21 protein-coding genes are annotated in these 23976 nt (G+C 49.4%); 14 read left to right on the forward strand and 7 right to left on the reverse strand.

The features are described 5' to 3' along the window. Positions 1-4: 4 nt before the first annotated feature. Positions 5-1258 (reverse strand): glutamyl-tRNA reductase, encoded by a 1254-nt coding sequence (hemA, locus tag GWG06_RS14205; RefSeq protein WP_127035980.1) that lies wholly within the window; start codon positions 1256-1258, stop codon positions 5-7. A gap of 299 nt (positions 1259-1557) precedes the next feature. On the opposite strand from hemA, the gene hemH reads away from it, so the two are divergent. The 7 genes from hemH (at position 1558) to GWG06_RS14240 (ending at position 9804) form a co-directional block, all read left to right on the forward strand. After that, positions 1558-2601, forward strand: coding sequence for a ferrochelatase (hemH, locus tag GWG06_RS14210; RefSeq protein WP_160713938.1), 1044 nt, complete (start codon positions 1558-1560; stop codon positions 2599-2601). Positions 2602-2611: 10 nt separating this feature from the next. Next, entirely contained in the window at positions 2612-3958 is a 1347-nt protein-coding gene (hemG, locus tag GWG06_RS14215; RefSeq protein ID WP_160713940.1) for a protoporphyrinogen oxidase, read from the forward strand. A 62-nt stretch (positions 3959-4020) separates the two neighbouring features. After that, positions 4021-5160 (forward strand): Re/Si-specific NAD(P)(+) transhydrogenase subunit alpha, encoded by a 1140-nt coding sequence (locus GWG06_RS14220; protein ID WP_160713942.1) that lies wholly within the window; start codon positions 4021-4023, stop codon positions 5158-5160. 53 nt (positions 5161-5213) lie between these two features. Next, entirely contained in the window at positions 5214-5525 is a 312-nt protein-coding gene (locus GWG06_RS14225; RefSeq protein WP_127035986.1) for an NAD(P) transhydrogenase subunit alpha part 2, read from the forward strand. Positions 5526-5544: 19 nt separating this feature from the next. Next, positions 5545-7092, forward strand: a complete 1548-nt coding sequence (locus tag GWG06_RS14230; protein WP_160713944.1) for an NAD(P)(+) transhydrogenase (Re/Si-specific) subunit beta — start codon at positions 5545-5547, stop codon at positions 7090-7092. 83 nt (positions 7093-7175) lie between these two features. Further along, positions 7176-8579, forward strand: a complete 1404-nt coding sequence (locus GWG06_RS14235; protein ID WP_160713946.1) for a methyltransferase RsmF C-terminal domain-like protein — start codon at positions 7176-7178, stop codon at positions 8577-8579. A 259-nt stretch (positions 8580-8838) separates the two neighbouring features. Next, positions 8839-9804 (forward strand): LysM peptidoglycan-binding domain-containing protein, encoded by a 966-nt coding sequence (locus tag GWG06_RS14240; protein WP_160713948.1) that lies wholly within the window; start codon positions 8839-8841, stop codon positions 9802-9804. A 153-nt stretch (positions 9805-9957) separates the two neighbouring features. Here the strand turns inward: GWG06_RS14240 and fmt are convergent, their stop codons facing one another. Next, positions 9958-10884 carry a methionyl-tRNA formyltransferase gene (gene fmt, locus GWG06_RS14245; protein WP_235938345.1) on the reverse strand — a complete coding sequence of 309 codons (927 nt, stop codon included), beginning with the start codon at positions 10882-10884 and terminating at the stop codon, positions 9958-9960. A gap of 27 nt (positions 10885-10911) precedes the next feature. Continuing rightward, a complete protein-coding gene (locus GWG06_RS14250; protein ID WP_160713950.1) occupies positions 10912-12078 on the reverse strand; it encodes an exo-beta-N-acetylmuramidase NamZ family protein in 1167 nt (388 codons plus the stop codon). Between the two features lie 104 nt (positions 12079-12182). Between GWG06_RS14250 and GWG06_RS14255 the strand changes: the two genes are divergently transcribed. After that, positions 12183-12611 (forward strand): FKBP-type peptidyl-prolyl cis-trans isomerase, encoded by a 429-nt coding sequence (locus GWG06_RS14255; protein ID WP_127035995.1) that lies wholly within the window; start codon positions 12183-12185, stop codon positions 12609-12611. 206 nt (positions 12612-12817) lie between these two features. On the opposite strand, the gene metE is transcribed toward GWG06_RS14255, so the two are convergent. Next, a complete protein-coding gene (gene metE / locus GWG06_RS14260; protein ID WP_160714278.1) occupies positions 12818-15103 on the reverse strand; it encodes a 5-methyltetrahydropteroyltriglutamate--homocysteine S-methyltransferase in 2286 nt (761 codons plus the stop codon). Between the two features lie 195 nt (positions 15104-15298). Here metE and pepT point away from each other — a divergent pair, with 195 nt between their 5' ends. Genes pepT through GWG06_RS14275 form a run of 3 tightly spaced genes read left to right on the forward strand, consistent with a single transcriptional unit; the run spans position 15299 to position 17716 of the window. Further along, positions 15299-16546 carry a peptidase T gene (gene pepT, locus GWG06_RS14265; protein WP_160713952.1) on the forward strand — a complete coding sequence of 416 codons (1248 nt, stop codon included), beginning with the start codon at positions 15299-15301 and terminating at the stop codon, positions 16544-16546. Positions 16547-16592: 46 nt separating this feature from the next. Next, entirely contained in the window at positions 16593-17309 is a 717-nt protein-coding gene (locus GWG06_RS14270) for a MotA/TolQ/ExbB proton channel family protein (RefSeq protein WP_127035999.1), read from the forward strand. Between the two features lie 11 nt (positions 17310-17320). After that, complete coding sequence (locus GWG06_RS14275; RefSeq protein WP_127036001.1) at positions 17321-17716, forward strand: biopolymer transporter ExbD; 396 nt, start codon at positions 17321-17323, stop codon at positions 17714-17716. A 145-nt stretch (positions 17717-17861) separates the two neighbouring features. Here the strand turns inward: GWG06_RS14275 and prmC are convergent, their stop codons facing one another. After that, complete coding sequence (gene prmC / locus GWG06_RS14280; protein ID WP_202183023.1) at positions 17862-18713, reverse strand: peptide chain release factor N(5)-glutamine methyltransferase; 852 nt, start codon at positions 18711-18713, stop codon at positions 17862-17864. A gap of 108 nt (positions 18714-18821) precedes the next feature. Here prmC and ribD point away from each other — a divergent pair, with 108 nt between their 5' ends. Together ribD and GWG06_RS14290 are read left to right on the forward strand one after the other, a co-directional pair. Beyond that, positions 18822-19868: a bifunctional diaminohydroxyphosphoribosylaminopyrimidine deaminase/5-amino-6-(5-phosphoribosylamino)uracil reductase RibD gene (gene ribD, locus GWG06_RS14285; RefSeq protein ID WP_160713956.1), complete on the forward strand. Its 1047-nt coding sequence runs from the start codon at positions 18822-18824 to the stop codon at positions 19866-19868. A gap of 24 nt (positions 19869-19892) precedes the next feature. Beyond that, positions 19893-20492 carry an IMPACT family protein gene (locus GWG06_RS14290; RefSeq protein WP_160713958.1) on the forward strand — a complete coding sequence of 200 codons (600 nt, stop codon included), beginning with the start codon at positions 19893-19895 and terminating at the stop codon, positions 20490-20492. A gap of 377 nt (positions 20493-20869) precedes the next feature. Here the strand turns inward: GWG06_RS14290 and GWG06_RS14295 are convergent, their stop codons facing one another. Both GWG06_RS14295 and GWG06_RS14300 read right to left on the reverse strand, forming a co-directional pair. Then, on the reverse strand, positions 20870-21757 hold the full coding sequence (locus GWG06_RS14295) for a 3-hydroxyacyl-CoA dehydrogenase family protein (protein ID WP_160713960.1): 888 nt from the start codon (positions 21755-21757) through the stop codon (positions 20870-20872). A 154-nt stretch (positions 21758-21911) separates the two neighbouring features. Then, complete coding sequence (locus tag GWG06_RS14300; protein ID WP_127036011.1) at positions 21912-22568, reverse strand: carboxypeptidase-like regulatory domain-containing protein; 657 nt, start codon at positions 22566-22568, stop codon at positions 21912-21914. Between the two features lie 127 nt (positions 22569-22695). Here GWG06_RS14300 and GWG06_RS14305 point away from each other — a divergent pair, with 127 nt between their 5' ends. Beyond that, positions 22696-23793, forward strand: coding sequence for an Mrp/NBP35 family ATP-binding protein (locus GWG06_RS14305; protein ID WP_127036013.1), 1098 nt, complete (start codon positions 22696-22698; stop codon positions 23791-23793). Positions 23794-23976: the final 183 nt, after the last annotated feature.

Here is a 23976-nt window from a genome sequence, read left to right on the forward strand (position 1 = left end):
TGTATTAATCCTGCTTAACTCCAGTCTCAAAAATATCGTTGATCATAGCGATGTAGAGGTCACTCTTTTCCGTTTCCTTCCGCACTTTACCTGCCATGAGATTGATCATTTTCTGTATGATGCGGGAAGATACCTGTTCCACATCTTCCATTTTATAGTCGTTGCCGTTTTTCTGCTGCTGGATTTCGCGCATGTGTATTTCATGCAGCTTATCTTTCACCGCCTTGAGTACTACGGCATGCTTGCGCATTTTGTACCAGTAGAGGAATTCGGCCATGTGTTCTTCTATGATGCCAAGTGCCTTGGGCACTTCGCCCAGCCTGTTCTGCAGGGTTTCGTCCTGAACTTTGGAGAGTTCATCCACATTTACGAGAGATACTTCCGGCAATTCGCCTACGGCAGCTGCAACGTTGAAAGGAATGGACAGGTCTATCACCAGTTTAGGGCCGCTGTCTGCCAGGTGAGGGGCCAGTACGGTAGGTTGTGGCGCGTTGGAGGCTACGAGTATCACATCGGCGGCCCGCATTTCCGGCACCATATCTTCGATGGGAGCAAAGCGCAGCCCGTGCTGGCCTGCGAAGTCCTGCGCCACCTGCATGGTACGGTTAATCAGCGTAATCTGTTTTACGCCCAGGTATTCAATCATGTTTTTGCAGGTGTTACGGCCTATTTTGCCGACACCCAGCAATACAATCTTTTTATTTCTGATGTCCGGGCAGATGCGTTCCAGCATACGTACCGTTGCGAAAGCTACAGATACGGTGCCTTTGCTAAGGCCGGTTTCGGTTTTAATCAGTTTGGAAACCTGCAATACGCTGTTGACCAGTCTTTCCAGGAAGCCGCCGAGGCATTGCTTCGCTTTGGAAAATTTGGCGGCATTGCGTATCTGTCCGATGATCTCATAATCGCCGAGGATCTGTGAATCAAGACCGGTGCCTACCTGGTACAGATGCCTGATGGCGTCTTCCCCGGATTTGATATAGGCCATTTCTTCCAGCTGCAGCATAGTCCCCTGGGACTTCCGGCAAAGAAGTTCCATCAGATCGCGTGGGCTGGGAGCGAATCCATAAATTTCCGTTCTGTTACAAGTGGAGAGTACAAAGAGATCGTCTAATTGCACAGTCCTGGCATGCTCCAGGAGTTCTTGGTATTGGGCCTGATTAATGGCGTATAATCCCCTGATAGCAGCGTCTGTTTTCTTATAGTTGATCCCAACGATATGAAAATTTGCTATTTCTTTTGAATGACTGACCTGCATGTTTTTGTATAAGCTTCCGGCTGCAAAAATACTTGCATACGCCGCAAACAAACGGGATTAGGCTGTCATTAGTGTGTCATTTCTCCTACTGGTAATCAATACGATGAAAAAATGATTTTTATCAGTTTTTGGGTACCGGATGTTTGAAAGCGGATGTATTACACGAATATACGAAAAGTTGACCGCTAATCATTACAAACACATGACATTAACATGTTCCGGGCCTCGTTTCCGCTGTTTTGAAAAAGCAGTTTATGTGTATTTGTTATTTACTTTTGCAGCAATTTATGAAGAAGGACATGGTCTCAAAATCTGATGTTGGAATAATTCTGATGAACCTGGGCTCGCCGGATTCTACGGCAGTTCCGGATGTGAAACGTTATCTGATAGAGTTTCTGATGGATAAGCGCGTAATTGATTATCCCTGGTTGTTCCGTAAGATATTGATAGAAGGGATCATCGTTCCCCGTCGCGCGGCGCAGTCAGCCAAAGCGTACGAATCTATCTGGTGGGAAGAAGGCTCTCCGCTTATTGCACTCACTAAACAGCTGCAGACAGCTGTACAGCACGATATGGACATTCCCGTGGAGATTGCCATGCGCTATGGCAATCCGCATCCGGAAGTGGCCTATAATAACCTGCTCCGGAAGAATCCAGACCTGAAAGAAGTGATAGTCCTGCCGCTGTACCCGCATTATGCCATGTCGTCCTACGAAACGGCAGCCGAATACGCGAAGGAAATCTATCTGAAGAAAAAGTATACATTCAAACTCTCCGTTATTCCTCCTTTTTATGATGAACCGGATTACATCAATGCCGTAGCTGAAAGTATGCGTCCATACATGCAGCAGGACTACGATTACATCCTGTTCAGCTATCATGGCGTGCCGGAAAGGCATATCCATAAAGGTGACATTACCGGCAGTCACTGCCTGAAAGTAAATGATTGCTGTCATGTCAGATCGGAAGCGCATAAGTTCTGCTACCGCCATCAGGTAACCATTACCTCTGAACTGGTAGCTGCAAAACTGGGACTGCCGAAAGATAAATGGGGTATTTCCTTTCAGTCCAGGCTGGGGCGGGAAGAATGGCTGAAACCATATACAGCAGCCACTTTGGAGCAACTTCCGAAAGAAGGAAAGAAGAAACTGCTGATTGTTTGCCCCGCATTTGTATCTGATTGTCTGGAAACACTGGAAGAAATTGCCGTGGAAGGAAAGCATAGCTTTATGCATGCCGGGGGAGACAGTTACACGATGATACCCTGTCTGAACATCCATCCGCTGTGGGTGAAGGCAGTGGTGAAATACTGTAACCAGATTATGGAAACAACTACTGTTTAATACGCACCATATGCCACAGGAACCAGTACTGATTATCGGAGCCGGTATTTCCGGTCTGAGCATTGCCTATGAACTGCAACAGCTGCAGATACCTTATGTGCTGACGGAGGCTGCCCCGGCAGCTGGCGGTGTTATCCGCTCCCTCCACCAGAGTGGGTTTGAGCTGGATGCCGGACCTAATACCATTGCGGCCACTCCTGAAGTACTGGCGTTTTTCAAATCCCTGGGGCTGGAAGATAAAATACTGGTGGCTGCGGCAGCGGGCAAAAAGCGCTTCCTGGTCCGCAATAACCAGTTGCATGCGGTTTCTCCGCACCCCTTTAAAATCATGGGTTCTCCTTACCTGAGCCGCGGCAGTAAATGGAAACTGTTCACCGAACGTTTCCGCAAACCAGCGCCGGCAGCGGGGGAGGAGTCTGTCAGTAGTTTTGTAGCCAGAAGATTCAATAAAGAGATAGCAGAATATGTATTTGATCCGGTATTATCCGGTATCTATGCCGGTAATCCCGATCTGATGAGCGTTGGAGAAGTATTGCCGGCATTGCCGCGCTGGGAGCGGGAGTACGGAAGTGTTACCAAAGGGCTCATGAAGGAGAAGGAGGTGATGGCCGGCAGGAAAATCATCAGCTTCAAAGGTGGCAACGAAGTGCTTGTCATCCGTTTGCAGGAATTGCTGCAGACGCCGGTGCGTTTCGGATGCAACGTGAAAACCGTTACCCGTAAAGGCGACAGCTATGAGGTAGCTTATGAAGAGAAAGGAACCGCCGGTACACTCACTGCACAACAGGTAATATTTACGGGGCCTGCCTATACGGCCGCCGATCAGATAGCAACGCTGGATGCCGCTACTGCTGCCCTTTTACAGGATATTGTGTATCCGCGTATGGGCGTTATGCATCTGGGCTTCAATACTGCTGATATATCCAGTCCGATAGACGGTTTCGGCTTCCTGGTTCCCCATGCGGAAGGTCTTCATTTCCTGGGCGCTATCTGCAATTCCGCTATTTTCCCCGACAAGGCGCCGGAAGGAAAAACGCTGCTCACGGTATTTATCGGCGGGGCCAGGCAGGAACACTACTTTGACCAGCCGGGCGCTGAGCAGCTGAAACAGCATGTACTGAGGGAAGTAAGCAGCCTGCTGGGTATTACTGCGGCCCCGGTCATGCAACATTTTGGCTATTGGGATAAAGCCATCCCCCAGCTGAATATCGGTCATGCAAAGTTGCGTGCCGCCGCCAAAGCCTTTGAAGAAAAATATCCGGGCCTGCACCTCAGCGGGAACTATCTCCAGGGCGTTGCTATCCCCGGACTGCTGCAACATGCAGCCACATTGGCGGCATCACTGAAGAAAAATTAATGTGTAAAAATTTATAATTGTTGCTGTTTTTTCTTTAAATTCCGATATAAATCTTCCACCAGATGATTGCAGGAATTCTGAAAGAAAAAAACAGCGAAACCAGGGTATCCCTCACCCCAGAAGTAGTGAAACAGCTGCAGCAGATGTCGGTAACCGTGTGGGTGGAGCAGGGCGCCGGCGACGCATCCTTTTATAACGATGACGCCTATATGCAATCAGGCGCACAGATTAAAACTGCAGGTGAAATTTTAGCACAGGCAGATGTCATCTTTACCCTGCAGCCGCCTTCCAGGGAGGTTGCCAGCCAGCTGGCTCCCGGAAAAATCATCATCGGCGTATTACAACCACTTTATCATTCCGCTGAAGTAAGCTACTGGGCTTCCCGGAACCTGACCACGTTCAGTCTGGATACCATCCCGCGCACCACGCGCGCCCAATCAATGGATGTGCTCAGTTCACAGGCCAATATCGCCGGGTATAAAGCCGTACTCCTCGCGGCGTATAGCTATTCCCGTTACCTGCCCATGTTTATGACGGCCGCCGGCAGCATAGCTCCGGCCAAAGTACTCATACTGGGGGCCGGCGTAGCCGGGCTGCAGGCTATCGCTACCGCACGCCGCCTCGGCGCCGTAGTGGAAGTGTTTGACACACGCCCCGCCGTAAAGGAAGAAGTAATGAGCCTCGGCGCAAAATTCGTGGAAGTGGAAGGCGCCGCAGACGCCTCTGCTGCAGGTGGCTACGCCGTGGAACAAAGCGAATCCTATCAGCAGCAGCAACAAAAGAAAATCGGCGAAAGCATCGCCAGGGCAGATATCGTCATCACTACCGCCCAGATACCCGGAAAACCCGCGCCTGTGCTGGTTACACAGCCTATGCTGGACCAGATGCGCCACGGCTCCGTGATTGTAGACCTCGCAGCTGCCACCGGCGGTAATACCAGCGTTACGAAAAATAATGAAACCGTGCACTACAAAGGCGTAACGATCATCGGTAATTCCAACCTCCCCGCAGCCATGCCTGCCGACGCCAGCAAGCTCTATGCAAAGAATGTGTTCAATTTCCTGAAACTGATATTAACAAAAGAAGGCGGCCTCGACCTGAACTTTGAAGATGATATTGTGAAAGGCGCCTGCATCACCCACAACGGTGAAATCGTCAATGAACGAGTGAAGAGCCTGATGCCCGCTGCCAGTGCAATCTAGCAGCCGGACCACGTGCAGCCACGTTATACCCGACTAATCATAAAACCGTAAGCATGGAACATATTCTATCTTTTCTGCATCAGCATATCGAGCTAATCTATATCGTTATCCTATCCATATTCCTGGGCGTGGAAGTCATTTCCCGCGTGCCCTCTGTACTGCATACCCCGCTGATGAGTGGCGCCAACGCCATTCACGGGGTGGTCATCATCGGCGCTATCATTGTCATGGGCAAGGCGGAAACAGATAATTACCTGGCACTCATACTCGGATTCCTGGCCGTAATTCTCGGTACAATCAATGTGGTAGGCGGTTTTGTAGTAACGGACCGTATGCTGGAAATGTTCAGGGGAAAAAAGAAATAATGGTTAAAGCGCTATAATTATGGGTTCCAGCATACTATCTCTGATCTATCTGATCGGCTCTGTTACTTTTATTCTGGGTCTGAAAATGCTCAGCAAGCCGGATACTGCCCGTAAAGGCAATCTGGTGGCGGCTGCCGGCATGACCCTCGCCATCCTCGGCACCATCTTCCTGTATACTTCTAACGGTGAACACCTGCATAACTACGGCTGGATTACAGCCGCCCTGATTATCGGCGGCGTTATCGGCGTAATGTCTGCCAGAAAGGTAAAGATGACCGCCATGCCTGAAATGGTGAGCATGTTCAACGGTATGGGCGGCGCCTGCGCAGCACTTATTTCCGTGGTGGAATTCAATCACCTGATTCACCGCGGCGCCGGCGGACAAATCACCGTCGGCCAGTCGTCCGACAAATTACTGCAACAACTCCTGGAATCACGCATCAGTGAACTGGCAGACACGCTGGCACTGAATCTTAATACGGACCTCAGAGGCTCCCTGCTGATTATCCTGCTCGGGCTCATCATCGGGGCAGTATCTTTTGCCGGCAGCGTCATCGCATGGGGAAAACTCAACGGCAGCATAAAAGACTTCTCTTTCAAAGGACAGCATATCCTGAACCTGGTGGTGATGGCAGTAGTGCTGATCGGTGCTGTGGTCCTGATTTTACAGATAAACGAGAAAGTGATGGCCACCGCCGTGGACGGGCACAGCGCACTGGCCGGACTACAGGTTTTATTCTACCTGGTATTACTCTGTTCCTTGCTATATGGCATCCTCTTCGTATTGCCTATCGGTGGCGCGGATATGCCGGTCGTAATATCCCTGCTGAACTCCTTTACCGGCGTGGCGGCGGCCTGCGGCGGATTTCTCTATGATAATCCGGTAATGCTCACCGGCGGTATCCTCGTAGGCTCCGCAGGTACCATCCTCACCATCCTGATGTGCAAGGCGATGAACAGATCGCTGAAAAATGTGCTGATAGGCTCTTTCGGCGGAACAAAAGCAGTTGCCGCAGGAGGAAAGGAACAGGGAGCGTACAAGGAAATCAGCCTTTCCGATGCCGCCGTTGTACTGGCATATGCCAATAAGGTCATAATTGTACCGGGCTACGGCCTCGCGGTGGCACAGGCCCAGCATGCCTGTCATGAACTGGAGAAACTGCTGGAAGAAAAAGGAGTGGAAGTGAAATATGCCATACATCCGGTAGCCGGACGTATGCCCGGACATATGAACGTGCTGCTGGCAGAAGCTGATGTGCCGTATGAGAAACTGCTGGAGATGGAAGACGCCAACGCAGAACTGCCTGCCACAGATGCGGTGCTGGTACTCGGCGCCAATGATGTTGTGAACCCTGCCGCTAAAAATGATCCTGCAAGTCCGATATACGGAATGCCCATACTGGAAGTGGAAAATGCCAAACTGGTGATTGTAAACAAACGCAGCATGAAACCAGGATATGCAGGCATTGAAAACGATTTGTTTTTTCAACCAAAAACTTCCATGTTGTTTGGAGATGCCAAACAGGTACTTCAGCAACTGGCGGCAGAAATTAAAACGGTCAGCTGACCGTCTGCAGCCTTCAGCAGTTAGTTAAAGACCGGCTGCTGAAAGCTTGCAGCTTTTCTTTAGTTTTGCCGGAAAAAAGACCATTGTCAAATCCATTACCATCTGCACTTGTTGATTCGTTAGCCGGTCTTCCCGGCTTCAACCGGGCATCATTTGAAGCGGTGCATACTGCGGCGGAGAAGATTACTTCCCTGCGATTAAATCCGCTTAAACTGCATACTGCCGTACAACGTGAAGCGGTGCTGCAATCCTTGTCTCCCGCAGGTGTGAGTAAAGTGCCATGGAGTACAGAAGGCTGTTATCTGCCGGAAAGACCTTCCTTTACTTTTGATCCGTTTTTTCATGCAGGCGCCTACTATGTCCAGGAAGCATCTTCGATGTTCCTGGAACAGGCGGTACGCGCTACCGTTGATCTGTCGTCGCCGCTGCGTGTACTGGATCTGTGTGCGGCGCCCGGAGGCAAATCCACACTGCTGCAATCGCTGATAAGTCCGGACAGCCTGCTGGTGGCCAATGAAGTGATTAAGCCGCGTGCGGCGCTGCTGGCAGACAATCTCACCAGATGGGGCGCTGCCAATGTAGTAGTCAGCAATAATGATCCGCGTGATTTTTCCAGGCTGCCAGGGTATTTTGATCTCGTGGTGGTAGATGCTCCCTGCTCCGGTTCCGGACTTTTCCGCCGTGATCCTGAACTGGTAACAGAATGGTCTCCTGAAAATGTACTCCTCTGCAGCCAGCGACAGCAGCGTATTCTGGCTGATATATTACCATCGCTGAAAGAAAACGGCGTACTGATTTATTCAACGTGTTCCTTCTCTGCAGCAGAAGATGAAGCGATCCTGGACTGGCTGGCAGATCATTTTGAACTGGAAAATATTCCGCTGGCACTGGCGGAAGACTGGAATATTGTTACAACGGTAACGGATAAACGAAATTGTACCGGCTATCGTTTTTATCCTGACAGGCTGAAGGGAGAAGGTTTTTTTATCGCCTGTTTCCGCAAGCGCGGGGAAGCGGCTGTACGTAAACAGAAGGAGCAGAAAACATTATTTCTTGCTGCTGCAGAACAGGAACGGCTTGCGGCCTGGGTAAACCTGCCGGAAGGCTACCGGTATATGCTGCACCAGGAAGATGTACTGATATTACCACCGGCACTGGCAGCAGATATCGCGTTGTTGCAGCAACAGTTGTATATTCGCAAAGCGGGTGTAAAGGCAGGGCAGCTGAGCAGGAAAGAGCTGATACCCGATCATCAGCTGGCAGCCAGCACATTGCTGGCAGACGCCATACCTGCAGCAGACCTGGAGTTAAAGGATGCCTTGTTATACCTGCGCAAGGAAGATCCGCGCATTGATACCACGGTGAAAGGCTGGGCGTTGATGCGTTACGGACAGATGAACCTGGGCTGGGCAAAACTATTACCCAACCGCATGAATAATTATTACCCGAAGGAATTGCGCATCCTGAAGGAAATCACCGGACTGTAAAGTTGGCCACCGCTATTTATTCCCTTTGGCACATATCTTGAAACATGCTGCAGGCAAGCAGTTGACAGCAACCCGTCACCGATGGGCTCCACAACAAAATGCCTGTGTTTTTCGTTTGTTTTATGAAATAAATTTGTCAATTTTAACACATATATTCGTTGCCCGAAAATGTATTATCCGGACAGTAATTTTTTTGGTTGTCAACTGAGTTCGGGTAACCGGATCCCAAAAAGTAAAAACTATAATAAACAGAGTTAGTATGGTAAAATCGATTCTATCAATTGCCTTGTTTGGTTTAAGTGCAGGAGTGGTAAAAGCGCAGGACACGCTGCAGGTACAGGGAACCTCACCGGCTCTCTATATAACCCACACCGTTAAAAAGGGAGAAAATTTTTATAGCCTGAGCCGCGCTTATGGTCTGCCGCCGAAAGAAATTGCCGCCGCCAACAAGGTAAGTATGGATAAGGGGTTGCAGCTGGGTAATACACTGCATATTCCTCTCACTGCCTCCAACTTCTCCCAGAAGGCAGAAGCAGCCGGAACGCCTGTATATCACAAAGTAGCTGAGAAAGAAACTTTATATCGTATCAGCGTTAACTTCAACAAAGTACCGCTGGACAATATCAGACAATGGAATAACTTCCAGGGCGATGGTCTTAAAAAAGACAGCTATATCATTGTAGGCTATCTGAAAGCCAATGGTGGCGCCACGGCAGCGGTACCACCGCGTACAGAAGTAGTGAAGAACGAACCTAAAGAAATGCCTGCCCCGGTAACGGAAACACCTAAAAAGGAGATCGAAGCGCCTAAGAAAGAAGTGAAGAAAGAAGCAGAGCAACGTCCGGTTGAAACCGCAGAACCTACTTCTTCAACTCCACCGCCACCGGCTAAACCCGCACCAGTAGCAACCAGTACCGACTTCGAACAGCTCTACGAACAACAGACTAAAGGCGGTAAAAATGCCACCTCTGAAAAAGGCCCCGGCACCTGGTTTAAAAGCAATGCTGTCGGAAAATACTACGCACTGCACAATACCGCACCACGTGGTACCATCATCAAAGTCACCAATCCGCTCAACGGTAAATCTGTATACGCCAAAGTTCTTGACGTTATCCCGCAGATGAAAGCCAACGCCGGCCTCATCGTGAAGCTGAGCGACAGTGCCATGCAAGCTCTTGGTAGCAGTGAAACAAGGTTTTATTGTGAGCTGAATTACGAAATGTAATAGGCAGGAATTGCGAATTACGAATTGCGAATTACGAATGTAAGCCGAAGATAAAAGCAAAGACCGAAGCGACATACTTTTAAGTATTGCTTCGGTCTTTGCTTTTATCTTCGGCTTACATTCGTAATTCGCAATTCGCAATTCGTAATTATCTCAAAACCGGTAACCTCTCAAAAACGCCTCTATCTCCATTTTCTTCTTGCCCTCCAGTTGTATTTCCTCCAGGTAGAGGTAGCCGTCGGGTGCGGCTATTTTAAGGTATGATTTCTGGTCTGTGTCAAAATCACCGGGTGTTTTGGAGGGTGTAGTGTGTTCTTTGCGCGCCTTGAAAATCTTCAGGTTTTTTCCCTGCAGCGTAGTCCAGGCGGTGGGATAGGGGCTGAGGCCGCGAACGAGGTTGTAGATATTGTCGAGCGGATGTTGCCAGTTGATTTCGCAGGTTTCTTTAAAAATTTTCGGAGCATGTTTTACGTCTGCTGCCGGGATATCGGCTTGTGGCGTGCCTTTGGCGGTACCGGCAGCGATGGCCTGTACCGTTTTCAGCAGCAGGGTAGCGCCGGTATGCATGAGGTCATCGTGCAGTTCGCCGGCGGTTTCATCTTCACGGATGGCAACGGTATCGCTGAAAAGTACGTCGCCGGTATCAATTTCATGCTGCAGTTTAAAGGTGGTTACGCCGGAATTTTTTTCTCCGTTGATGATAGCCCAGTTGATGGGCGCTGCGCCTCTGTAGTTGGGTAACAGAGAGGCATGTACGTTGATGGTGCCTTCCGGTGGCATGTTCCATACTATTTCCGGCAGCATACGGAATGCTACTACCACCTGCAGGTCTGCGCGGAGTGCACGTAGTTCTTCCAGGAAGGCAGGATTTTTTAATTTCTCGGGTTGCAGTACCGGGAGGTCTTTGCTTACCGCATATTTTTTCACGGCGCTTTCCTGCACCTGTAAACCTCTGCCAGCGGGCTTGTCAGGTGCTGTTATTACAGCAACGATATTAAAACCGTGCTGTACCAATATATCCAGGGACGCCACTGCAAAATCTGGCGTACCCATAAAAACAATGCGAAGCTCTTTACTCATAGGATGCAAATTTACGCGAAGCGCCGCTTAATACAGCAGGTATTTTGCGCGGATGGCTTTAAACCTTGTCAGCCCCGGTTCCCAGCTTGCGCGTATTTCCTGTTCAGACAGCCCGTTCTTTATCTGTTGTTGCAGCTGTGCATTGCCTGCGAGTTTATTGAAGAAGTTATTGAAGAATTTATCTTTCTGAGGGTATAACTGATATGCCTGCATCAGCCATTTGATCTCCATACGGCGGCCCTTTGCCGGCGTGGATTCCGGCGCATTGCTAAGGTCGAAGCCATAGCACAGTTGATCTTTCAGCGGCGGATTTTTGGCGCCGGGTACGCTGCGGGGCGTAAAGGAAAAACCTTGCTTCGGGAAGGCCGGTGAGCCAAACAGCTGGAAAGGCTTGCTGGTGCCTCTTCCCAGGCTTATCACGGTGCCTTCAAAAAAGCAGGTGGACGGATACAGGTTGATAGCCGCCATATTGGGCAGGTTAGGAGAAGGACGTACCGGCAGCTGATACCAGGTGTGATGGTCGTAATTTTTGCAGGTGATAACCGTGATATCGCATTGTAATCCTTTGCTGAGCCAGCGCTCGCCGTTAAGCAGCTGCGCGTATTCGCCTACCGTCATACCATGTACGACCGGGATGGGCTGCATCCCTACAAAGGAGCGGTAGGTGGTATCCAGTATGGGCCCGTCCACGTAGTCGCCGTTGGGATTGGGACGGTCCAGTATCAGCAGGGGTTTGTGATTTTCTGCAGCTGCTTCCATGAGCTCCTGCAGGGAGGAGATATAGGTATAGAAGCGGGTACCTACATCCTGAATGTCAAATACGAGGATATCCACATCCTGCAGATCTGCAGCAGTGGCCTTTCTGTGTTGCCCGTAAAGAGATACTACAGGCAGGCCGGTATTGGGATCAGTGCTGTTGCCTATCTTTTCACCGGCATCGGCATTACCACGGAAACCGTGCTCAGGGCTGAATATCTTCTGAATACGTACATGTAATTTCAGGAGTGAGTCTACCAGATGCGTATGCCCGATGGTAGCAGTCTGATTCACCAGGAAAGCTACCCGTTTATCTTTCAGTAACGGCAGATAGCGGGATATCTGCGCTGCGCCGGGAATTACATTGATGGCGTATTGCGCCTGCGTGCCTGTGCAGAGGCCGCATAGGAGGATGCAGAGAAATAGTATACGGTTCATGCCTTTAAGATACATCAAAACCAGTACGGACGCCAGAAAAAATGGTGATTCCCGTCTGTTTTAGTATCTTGCGCGTAATTATTAACACTAAACAATTAATTTTTATGCAAGCTGTAAAAAACGGGGATACTGTGAAGGTGCATTACCACGGCCGTTTGACCAACGGAACCACCTTTGATTCTTCAGAAGGCCGTCCGCCACTGGAATTCAAAGTAGGCGCCGGTATGGTGATCAAAGGCTTCGAAAATGGTGTGCTGGATATGAAGGTTGGCGACAAGAAAACGATTCATATCCCTGTTGATCAGGCATATGGCCCCAAAAACGATGAGATGATCATGGAATTTCCAAAGGAAAATATTCCAGCTGACCTGAATCCTGTTGTAGGCATGGACCTTCAGATGAGCAATCCGCAGGGCCAGGTTTTCCAGGTAAAAGTTGCTGCTATCAGTTCCGAATTCATCACCCTGGATGCTAACCATCCGCTGGCTGGTGAAGACCTGGTCTTCGATCTCGAACTGGTTGAAATCGCTTAATTATTTGAGATTTGGTTATTTGAGATTTGGCCATTTTGTTGTTATGCAGGGGTGCCTGCCGGAACAAAACGACCAGATCTCAAATGACCGGATCCTGTACGGTGAATGATCTTCTTCTTTTCTGTCTTTTGTTTTTTCTTTCTTTCTTTCCTTCTTTCTTCCTACTTTTCCGGATCCGGATTTTTCAAGGTCAACTTTAATTTCTTTTAGCGGTGACACCTGGCTTCTTTGGCAGCCATGACCATGTTACGCAGCGCTGTTTCTGTTTCCGGCCACTTCCTGGTTTTCAGACCGCAGTCAGGATTCACCCAGATATTGCGCGCAGGTAGCAGCGTGGCTGCCTTGTCCAGCAGCTTTTCCATTTCAGTAACATCAGGTACACGGGGAGAGTGAATATCATATACACCCGGACCTATCTCATTAGGATAGCTGAAGCTGGCAAAGGCTTCCAGCAGCTCCATCTGGGACCGCGATGTTTCAATTGTAATCACATCTGCATCCATAGCAGCAATATGTGCAATGATATCATTGAATTCAGCATAACACATGTGTGTATGTATCTGCGTAGTGTCTTTAACGTTAGATACTGCCAGCCGGAAGGCTTTTACCGCCTGGTCCAGGTATGTTTCATGCTGTGCTTTCCGTAGTGGTAATCCTTCGCGTAATGCAGGTTCATCTACCTGTATCACCACAATGCCGGCATCTTCCAGGTCTTTTACCTCATCGCGGATAGCCAGCGCCAGCTGAAAGGCTGTATCCATACGTGGTTGGTCGTTTCTGACAAAGGACCATTGCAGAATGGTAACAGGGCCGGTGAGCATGCCTTTCACCGGTTTTTCGGTGAGCGACTGCGCATAGCTGCTCCAGTTAACTGTCATCGGATGCGGACGTTGTATGTCCCCGTAGATAACAGGCGGTTTCACGCAACGGGTGCCGTAGCTCTGTACCCAGCCATTTTGCGTGAATATGAAGCCCTGTAATTGTTCTCCGAAATATTCTACCATGTCGTTCCGTTCAAACTCACCGTGGACAAGTACATCCAGCCCCAGTGCTTCCTGCAGGTGAATAGCTTCACGGATAGCGTTGCGTATATCATTATCATATTCAGTGGCGGTGATATGTCCCTTTTTCAGGTTGGATCGCAGCTGGCGTATTTCTACCGTCTGCGGGAATGAGCCGATGGTAGTGGTAGGAAACAACGGCAGCTGCAGGCGCTCCTGCTGTAACCGCTGGCGTACGGAGAATGGCTGTTGCCTGGTAGTGTCGGCAGCTGAAATCTGCTGCATACGTTCTTGCACTGCTGGAATATGTATGCCGGGCGCGGATTTCCGGCTGTTCATCACCCGGCTGTTTTCGTCCAGCAGGGTGGTGTCGCCTTGCAGGATGCTGCGCAGCGCTGCTACCTCCTGCACTTTCTGCCTGGCAAAGGCCATCCACTGTCTGATTTCCGCATCCAGTTGTGTTTCTTCGCCGAGGTCGTAAGGCGTGTGCAGCAGTGAGCAGGACGTACCGATCATGATGCGGTTTTCGCCGATAGCCGCGATGGCCTGCCGGAGCATGTCAACGGAATTGGCGAAATCATTTTTCCAGATGTTGCGGCCGTCTACTACGCCGAGCGATAGGTGCATATGCGCCGGAAGTGTTTCCAGCACACTGTTCAGCTGTTCCGGTGCACGTACCAGGTCTATATGCAGCGCATCAGCCGGCAGCGAGGTCGCCAGGCTGATATTATCTTCCAGTCCGCCGAAATAGGTGGTCAGCAATATTTTCAGTTCAGGCAGCGCAGTGCGGATGGCGTGGTACGCCTGTTCGTACAGCGCTGTGGCAGCGGGTTCCAGGTCGGTAACGAGGCAGGGTTCATCGAGTTGTATCCAACCGGCGCCTGCCTGCTGCAGTTCCTGCAGCAGCTGAATATAAGGCGGCAGCAGCTGTTGCAGGAGCTGTTCCCTGGTAAGTCCGGCGGATTTTATTTTGCCACACAGGATATAGGTCACCAGTCCTATCAGTACGGGTTTGGTAGTAATCCCCAGTTGCAGGGCCTCTTTAAATTCGTGGACACATTTCCGGGAGAGTATCTCAAATCCGCTGCTATGGTCAAATTCAGGCACCAGGTAATGATAGTTGGTGTCGAACCATTTTGTCATTTCCAGTGCGGTGATATCAAAACCGTTTTTCTGGTAACCGCGGGCCATGGCGAAGTAGAGTTCCAGGCAGGCCGGATTGGCAAAGGATTGCTGCAACGGCCGGAAGCGGGCAGGTATAACGCCCAGTGCCAGGCTCATATCCAGCATCTGGTCATAAAAGGAAAAATCATTGGAAGGAATCAGGTCAATACCCTGCTGCTGCAGTATGTCCCAGTGCTGTTTTCGTAGCTGCCTTGCCGTTAGTTCAAGTCTTTCGAGGGAGAGTTTCCCTGTCCAATAGTTTTCACAGGCTTTCTTCAATTCCCGCTGGATGCCGATGCGCGGGTAGCCGGGGATGTTGGTAATCATGTCCGGGAAGGTTTTTGTTCGTAGCAAACCTATTAATATTAAATATTTGTTCGATCATCTGCTTGAAATTTAGATTTTTGTCTTAAAAAATATCATTTTAGAAGAATAAATTACTTTTTGAGCTATTGTGGGAAATGGTAAAACAGAAAAATGTACGGCAGGAAGGGACACCGGTTTTTTCCTTACGTTTGCAATATGTTTACAAAATATCCATACACCGTAGATACGCGCTTCATCCGTTATGCGCAGATAGATACCCAATCTGATCCGCAAAGCACCAGCTTTCCGACAACTGAAAAGCAGAAAGACCTGTCGCGCCTGCTCGTACAGGAACTGCAGGAAATGGGCATTACCGATGCTGAAATGGACGAGCATGGCTATGTTTATGCTACCATTCCGGCCAATACCGATAAAACAGTACCGGTCATCTGCTTCTGTTCACATGTAGATACTTCTTCAGACAGCAGCGGCACTGGTGTAAAACCTATTATACACCGTAACTATGACGGGGGAGATATTATGCTGCCGGATGATAAAAATGTAATCATCCGCGCGAAGGAACATCCTTACCTGGCCAGCAAAAAGGGAGACGACATTATTACTGCCAGCGGTACCACACTGCTGGGAGCAGACGATAAAGCCGGCGTAGCAGAGATCATGGATGCTGCCAACTTCCTGATGACGCATCCCGAGATAAAACACGGTGCTATCCGCATCCTGTTCACGCCCGATGAAGAGGTAGGCCGCGGAGTGGAAAAGGTAAATATGGAGAAGCTGGCCGCACAATTCGGCTACACAATGGATGGTGGCGAGCTGGGCTCCCTGGAAGATGAAAACTTTTCCGCCGACGGCGCCCGCATCACCGTATACGGTATCAGCGCACACCCGGGATCGGCCAAGGATAAGCTGGTCAGCGCCATCAAAATAGCCGGCGAAATCGTAGATGCGTTACCGAAAGACAGCCTCTCCCCGGAAACTACCGAAGACCGCGACGGCTTTGTGCATCCCGTTCGTATATCCGGCACCGTGGAAAAAACAGAAATAGACTTTATTATCCGTGATTTCGATACCAGCAGCCTGGAAGCGCATGAAAATTTCCTGCGCCGCACCATGGACAAGGTATTGGAGCGCCACCCAGGCGCCAAAGCCACGCTCAAGGTAACGGAACAATACCGCAATATGAAGGAGGTGCTGGATCAGTACCCACAGGTGACTGCCAATGCCGCGGAAGCCATCCGCCGCGCCGGTATACAGCCGCTTAAAATGAGTATCCGCGGTGGTACAGACGGTTCCCGCCTTTCCTTTATGGGCCTGCCCTGCCCTAATATCTTCACCGGCGAAATGGCCCTGCACAGCAAACATGAATATGTGAGCATCCAGGATATGCAAAAAGCGGTGCAGACGATTGTATATCTGGCACAGGTTTGGGAGGAAAAGGCATAATTCGTAATTATTTACTATTTTAACCGTTAATAGAAGAAAATCCATCATGATATTAGGGCTTATTACATTACTACAGGATTCGTTATTACTTCCCAAGGCAGATACGGTGGCACAGGGCGTTTCCGCCACCGCCGCCGCGCAGCAGCAGATACACCTGATTGATATGCTGATGAAAGGAGGCGTGCTGATGATTCCATTAGGCATCCTTTCCCTGTTGGCGGTTTATGTATTTGTAGAAAGATATATTACGATTTCAAAAGCCGGCCGGCTGGAAGATAATTTTATGCCGATGATCCGCGATCAGATCACCTCCGGGAATATTCAGTCCGCCCGCTCGCTGGCCAAGAATACGCAGGGACCTATTGCCCGCATGATCGATAAAGGTATTCAGCGTATCGGCAAGCCGATAGATTCCATCGAGAAATCAATGGAAAATGTAGGTAAACTGGAAATTTACCGGATGGAAAAGAACCTGGTGATACTTTCCATCATCGCCGGTATCGCGCCTATGTTCGGGTTTCTGGGTACTATTGCCGGTATGATCCAGACATTCTTCAACATCTCCATTACTTCTGATATTACGCTGGGCACCATCGCCGGTGGTATCTACGTGAAGATGATCACATCTGCCACAGGTCTGATTATCGGTATCGTAGCATTTATCGGCTACAGCTTTTTAAATGCACAGATAGATAAAGTTGTTAACAAGATGGAAGGCGCTGCTGCAGAATTCACCGACATACTGCAGGAGCCTACCCGCTAAAACCAGGAATAATGAATTTACGCAGGCGAAATAAACGACATGTGGAAATGCACAACTCAGCGTTGAACGATATCCTGTTCATCCTGCTGTTGTTCTTCCTCATTGTATCTACGCTGGCCAATCCCAACGTCATCAAGCTGATGTTGCCGAAAGCACAGAGTAATACAAAGGCCAAACAAACCGTAGTAGTAAGCATCAACGATAAACACGAATTTTTTGTAGGCACCACCAAAGTTCCTTTCGAAGGACTGAAACAAGCGCTGGCGCCGGCCATCGGCAATGAAAAGATCGATCCCACGATCGTTATCAACGCCCAGAAAACCGTTCCCGTAGAAGAAGTAGTGAATGTGATGGAAGTGGCGAAGGAGCTGGGGGCGAAGGTGGTACTGGCAACGGCGAAGAAATAATTGCGAATTACGAATTGCGAATTACGAATGTAGAAGCGAAGAGCTAAACGAAGATTAAAGGTGATGTTTAATAAATATCCCTGATAATCTTCGTTTAGCTCTTCGCTTCTACATTCGTAATTCGCAATTCGCAATTCGTAATTAATCAAATCTTCCCCTTCACCATTCTATCTTTCCCAAACATATCCTGCTTCAGCAGCACTTCTTTAAACCCGTTGTTTTCCATCAGCGCTACTACTTCTTTGCCCAGTGATTCATTGATTTCAAAATAGAGAGCGCCGCCGGCGGAGAGTCTGGTAGCGGCAAACTGTGTGATGTGGCGGTAGAAGAGCAGGGCGTCCTGGTCGGGAACGAAGAGGGCGAGAGACGGTTCGAAGCCCCAAACCTGTTGTTGCATGGTGCTTTTCTCGCTTTGCGTGATGTAGGGAGGATTGCTGACGATGATATCGAAGGTGGGGAGGGTAGCCATCTGTTGCGGATTCAGGGCATCCATCAGTTGAAAGCTTACATCCAGGCGTAACCGCGAAGCATTGCCGGAAGCCACTTCCAGCGCATCCGGGCTTACGTCCACAGCGGATACCTGTGCCGGGGGCAGCGATTTTTTCAATGCCAGCGGAATACAACCGCTGCCTGTACCGATGTCGAGTATATGTAAAGACGGCCTGTGGCCCGCATCCTGTACAATCCATTCCACCAGTTCTTCCGTCTCCGGCCGAGGGATGAGCACATGATGATTAACGAGCAGTTCCATCCCGTAAAACCAGCCGATACCGGTGATATATTGTACAGGTTCCAGCCGTTGCAGGGCTTCTATGGCTGCTTTCAGCTGTGTGTTCTGGTCTGGGGTCAGCAATTTTGCTTTATGGACGAGGCGGTCCAGTTTGTTCATACCGGTAATATGTTCCAGTACGATATGGGCTATGTTAGCCGCTTCGCGCGCATCGTATAAATCGCCTATAGCACCTGTAATATAGGTAAAGGCTGTTTGTATTGTCAAAATTGATAATTTAATAATGGTGGCCGGAAAAATGCAAACCTGGGGAAGATGACATTTTCCGTCGGCTAAAAACGTACTTTTGGCAAAAATATTACATAGCAGGGGATTATGAATAGCACAAACCGTGAAATTTTTATGAAGCGATGCCTGGAGCTGGCAGCTATGGGCCATGCGCAGGCAGCGCCCAACCCGATGGTGGGAGCAGTGCTGGTACACCAGGACCGTATCATCGGTGAAGGCTATCACCGGCAGTACGGGCAGGCGCATGCCGAAGTGAACTGTGTTAACAGCGTGCATCCGGAAGATGAGTCATTGATTGCGCGTGCCACCATGTACGTTAGCCTGGAACCTTGTGCGCATCATGGCAAAACTCCACCCTGCGCAGATCTTATTGTAGCGCGGAAAATTCCGGAAGTGGTCATCGGCTGTGTGGATACTTTTTCTGCGGTAGCAGGCAAAGGCATAGAAAAGCTGGAAAAGGCCGGTGTGAAAGTACATACAGGTATGCTGGAAGCTGCCTGCAGAGATCTGAACAGGCGCTTTTTTACTTTTCATGAAAAGAAGCGCCCTTATATTCTGCTGAAGTGGGCGCAGAGCAGCAACGGGTTGATGGCGGGCAGCGATGGGGCGCCAGTGCGCCTTTCCAACGCCTGGAGCGACCGCCTCGTGCACCGCTGGCGCAGCGAAGAAATGAGTATCCTGGTGGGCACCCGCACGGCTATCACGGACAATCCCCGGCTTAACAACCGCCTGTGGACAGGCAAAGACCCGGTTCGCCTGGTGATAGACAGAACATTATCGGTACCACGGACACACCATCTCTGGGATGGTAGCATACCCACCATCTTTATCACAGCGGAAGCCACGGATACCAGCGGGTTCACAGAAACCATGCAGCTGGATTTCCGCCAGGATCTCCTGCCGCAGCTGATGGAACGCCTGCATCACCGCCAGATCCAGAGCATAATGGTGGAAGGCGGCCCCTATGTATTGCAGCGATTCCTGGAAGCCGGCCTGTGGGATGAAGCGCGCGTGATAACGGGAACGGTTACACTCCCCGGCGGCCAGCCGGCGCCGGTGCTGACAGACGCTGTACCGGAACAGCGCATCAGCCTGAATGGCGACCGTATCGATTTTTACCGTCGTAAACAGTAGTATTTGGTTTTCTAAATTATATAGATGGAGGTTTATTTTACGATTGATAAAACCGCTGTAGCAGAGTTCAAGGACAGAGGCAGCAAATTCCTGGCATATGCTTTCCCCGTTAAATCCACGGAGGCCGTGAAAGAATGCCTGCTGGAAGTTAAGAAGGAACATCCCAAAGCAACACACCATTGCTATGCTTACCGCCTGGGAACAGATGGCATGCAGTTTCGCGCCAATGATGACGGAGAACCCTCCGGATCAGCCGGGAAACCTATCCTGGGGCAGATAGACAGTAAGCAGCTGACAGATGTACTGGTAGTGGTCGTGCGTTATTTCGGGGGAACACTATTGGGGGTGCCGGGATTAATCAATGCCTATAAAATGAGTGCCAGTATGGTATTACAGCTGGTGCCCGCCATACAGAAGAATATTGAAGCCAGGTATCATCTCAGTTTCGACTATACGATTATGAATGATGTGATGATAGTGGTGAAGCAAAATAATTGTACCGTGCTTTCGCAGGAGCTGCAGTTGTTCTGCGCTATGGACATAGGAGTGCCGAAGAGCGGAGAGGAGCTGTGCCTGCTGCGTTTGAAGGACATCCACGGCCTGGAGATAAAACCGGTGAAGTAGCACAGGGTTTAGCAGATCCGTTCAGCTGCAGATGAAAATCCATAATCAGTTCCAGGCAGATAAAAGGCGATTGCAGTGCGCCGGCGCTCTTATCTTTTAACCCTTCCCGCTTCAGCAACATTAACATCGTTGCCATAACGGCTATAGTGATGAAAGTAGCTTTATAACGTTTTAACATGGTAGTAAAATTTCCGGTGATAACAATTGATTATAAAGAATGTGCCAGATACTACAATATTGATAATGTGATAGTTATAAAGAGATTAGTGGAAAGAGATGTCCGTTTACAGGCCGGTAATGTCCGGTATTGAACAAGTCAGCATAGTGGCAAAAGTCCGGGCTCCGGAGAGCACCGGACTTTATATCTTCTCAGAAAATTATTTAAACCGGGTACTCACTACCAGGTCTTTACTGCCGGCAGCGTATTTGTAAAACCCTTCCCCGCTTTTGATGCCCAGGTATCCGGCCGTCACCATATTTACCAGCAGCGGGCATGGCGCGTATTTAGGATTGCCGAAGCCATCATGTAATACGTTGAGTATGGAGAGGCATACATCCAGTCCGATGAAATCCGCCAGCTGTAAGGGGCCCATCGGATGTGCCATTCCGAGCTTCATCACGGTATCAATTTCTTCCACACCGGCAACGCCTTCAAACAAAGAGCAGATAGCTTCATTGATCATCGGCATAAGAATACGGTTGGCAATAAATCCGGGATAATCGTTTACTACACAGGGTACTTTGCCGAGGTTGGCAGACAGTGTAACAATCGTATCTGTTACTGCTCTATCGGTGGCATATCCGTTGATGATTTCCACCAGTTTCATGACAGGTACAGGATTCATGAAATGCATACCTATCACTTTTTCCGGACGTTTGGTAACTGCCGCTATTTTAGTGATGGAGATGGAAGATGTGTTGGTAGCCAGGATTGTTTCCGGATTGGCGTGTTGATCCAGGTCCTGGAAGATTTTCAGTTTGAGGGCTACATTTTCAGTAGCGGCTTCCACTACCAGCGCCACATCTTTCACGCCGGCAGCCATTTCCGGCTGTAAGGTGATGTTGGCAAGCGTCTGCGTTTTATCCGCTTCTGTGATAGTGCCTTTGGCTACCTGTCTGTCAAGATTTTTGCTGATGGTCTGCAAGGCTTTTTCCAGCGCTGCTGCCGATACATCCACCAGGTTTACTGCATGTCCGTTCTGGGCAAATACATGGGCAATACCATTCCCCATAGTTCCTGCGCCGATAACCGCAACTCTCTGCATAAAGAAGGTTTTATTTTTTGGTGCACAATTATAATTACGAATTACAAATTGCGAATTACGAATGAGGAGCGAAAATATCAGCGAATAAAAAAATCATCCACACATATCTTCGCTCCTCATTCGCAATTCGCAATTCGTAATTCGTAATTTCTATTTAATAGTCGTCTTTTCTCTTAAAATCTCCCCGTTTCCAGGCCTGGATAAACTGGGCCCAGGCGAGCGGGTTGAAGATGTTCTGCGGTGGCGGCTGGCCCGCATAATACAGGGATTGCGCCTGTTTGTTGAGATACATACCGGTTCCCTCAGCGCCGTCTACCGGGGTATAACGGGCCATGGCGCGTAGCCTGGCATTCTCTGTATTTTTTCTGGCCACTTCATAGGCATCGTCCGGAATGTCCATGCTGGCGAATGCGCGTTCAAATTCCTGTCTGGACATATACGGTTTGATGATGGTTACCGGCAGGTAAGTGGTATCTTCCACCATCAGCTGTATCAGTGAAAAATTATTTCCTTTCAGGGTGGGCGGTATTTTATAGTCTTTGCGTTTAAATCCTACAGCACTGAATGTCAGCGTATCGCCCTTGAATACCACAATGGAAAATACGCCGGCGTTATTGGAAATGGTTCCGCGGCCCTGTCCTCTGACAACAATACTTACTGCAGGAATGGCCCGCAGGCTGTCTGCCGTCATGGTTACGCCTGAAATCTGGATAACGCTGTCCCGGAATTCCGAAATCTGGGCTTTCAGCAGGAAAGGAGATAAAAGGAAAACCAGTATAAGTGACAGTATGTAGGATCTTTTGTGATGCATGCCGGCCCTAAGATATAGAAATTTAAATTACATATTCCGTCACAGTAAATGGCTGAAACGAGAAATTGTAAATTAACCTCCAATTGGGTTAACTTTGCAGTCTGGATTCAAATTTTAACAACAATTTATGATGACGAAAGAGCAGATTTTACAAGCCCTGAGCAACGTAGAAGAGCCTGATCTGGGGAAGGATCTGGTGACGTTGAACATGGTGAAAGATATAGAGATTGACGGCAATAAAGTGAAGTTTACCGTTGTATTGACAACACCGGCCTGTCCGCTGAAGGACCTGATCAGAAATGCCTGTATCAATGCGATCCATATGATGGTCAGCAGGGAGGCGCAGGTGGAAGTGGTGATGACGGCCAATGTGAGCACCAAACGTAAGGATGGCCAGGGAGTGTTGTCCGGCGTGAAAAATATTATCGTGGTGGCCTCCGGTAAAGGCGGTGTGGGTAAATCCACGGTGGCGGCCAATCTGGCCCTGGCCCTGGGCCGCGATGGCGCCCGGGTAGGCCTGATGGATGCAGATATTTACGGTCCGTCCGTTCCTATTATGTTCGGCCTCCGCGGCGAAAGACCTATGATGGTGAACGTGAACGGCAAAGGCATGATTCAGCCAATGGAGAAATATGGCATCAAGGTGATGTCTATCGGATTGCTGATAGATGAAAGACAGGCAGTTGTATGGCGCGGACCTATGGCCAGCAGCGCACTGCGCCAGTTTATCACCGATGTGTACTGGGATGAGCTGGATTACCTGGTTATTGATATGCCTCCCGGCACCGGCGATATTCACCTGACATTGGTGCAGACAGTTCCCGTTACCGGCGCGGTGATTGTTACCACACCGCAGGATGTGGCATTGGCGGATGCCTCCAAAGGTATCGCCATGTTCAATGGTCAGCAGATTAATGTACCCATTCTCGGACTGGTAGAAAATATGGCCTACTTCACCCCGGCAGAATTACCGGATAACAAATACTACATCTTCGGTAAAGAAGGCGGTAAGAAGCTGGCGGAAGACCTGGAAATTCCATTCCTGGGTCAGATTCCGTTGGTACAGAGCATCCGTGAAGGCGGCGATGCAGGGGTGCCTGCCATGGCGAGCGACGATAAAGTTACCCGCAAGGCATTCCTCGACGTAGCCGGCGCCACTGCCAGAAGCATTGCTATGCGTAATGCCAACATTGCCCCCACCAAAATAGTGGACATCGTCGTGTAATTTTATGATTTGGTTATTTGAGATTTGGTTATTTGAGATTTGCGTTTAATCAAAATACCCGCCTGACTGTTGGAAGGGATCCTGATTAAAAATAAATCTCAGATAAACAAATCTCAAATAACTAAATTCTCTCTGCCGTAGCCCCTTTTAGCGAATTTCTCCGCGTTGGTTTCCGCTCCTTAT

Source organism: Chitinophaga solisilvae, from assembly GCF_009928525.1.
Lineage (GTDB): Bacteria > Bacteroidota > Bacteroidia > Chitinophagales > Chitinophagaceae > Chitinophaga > Chitinophaga solisilvae.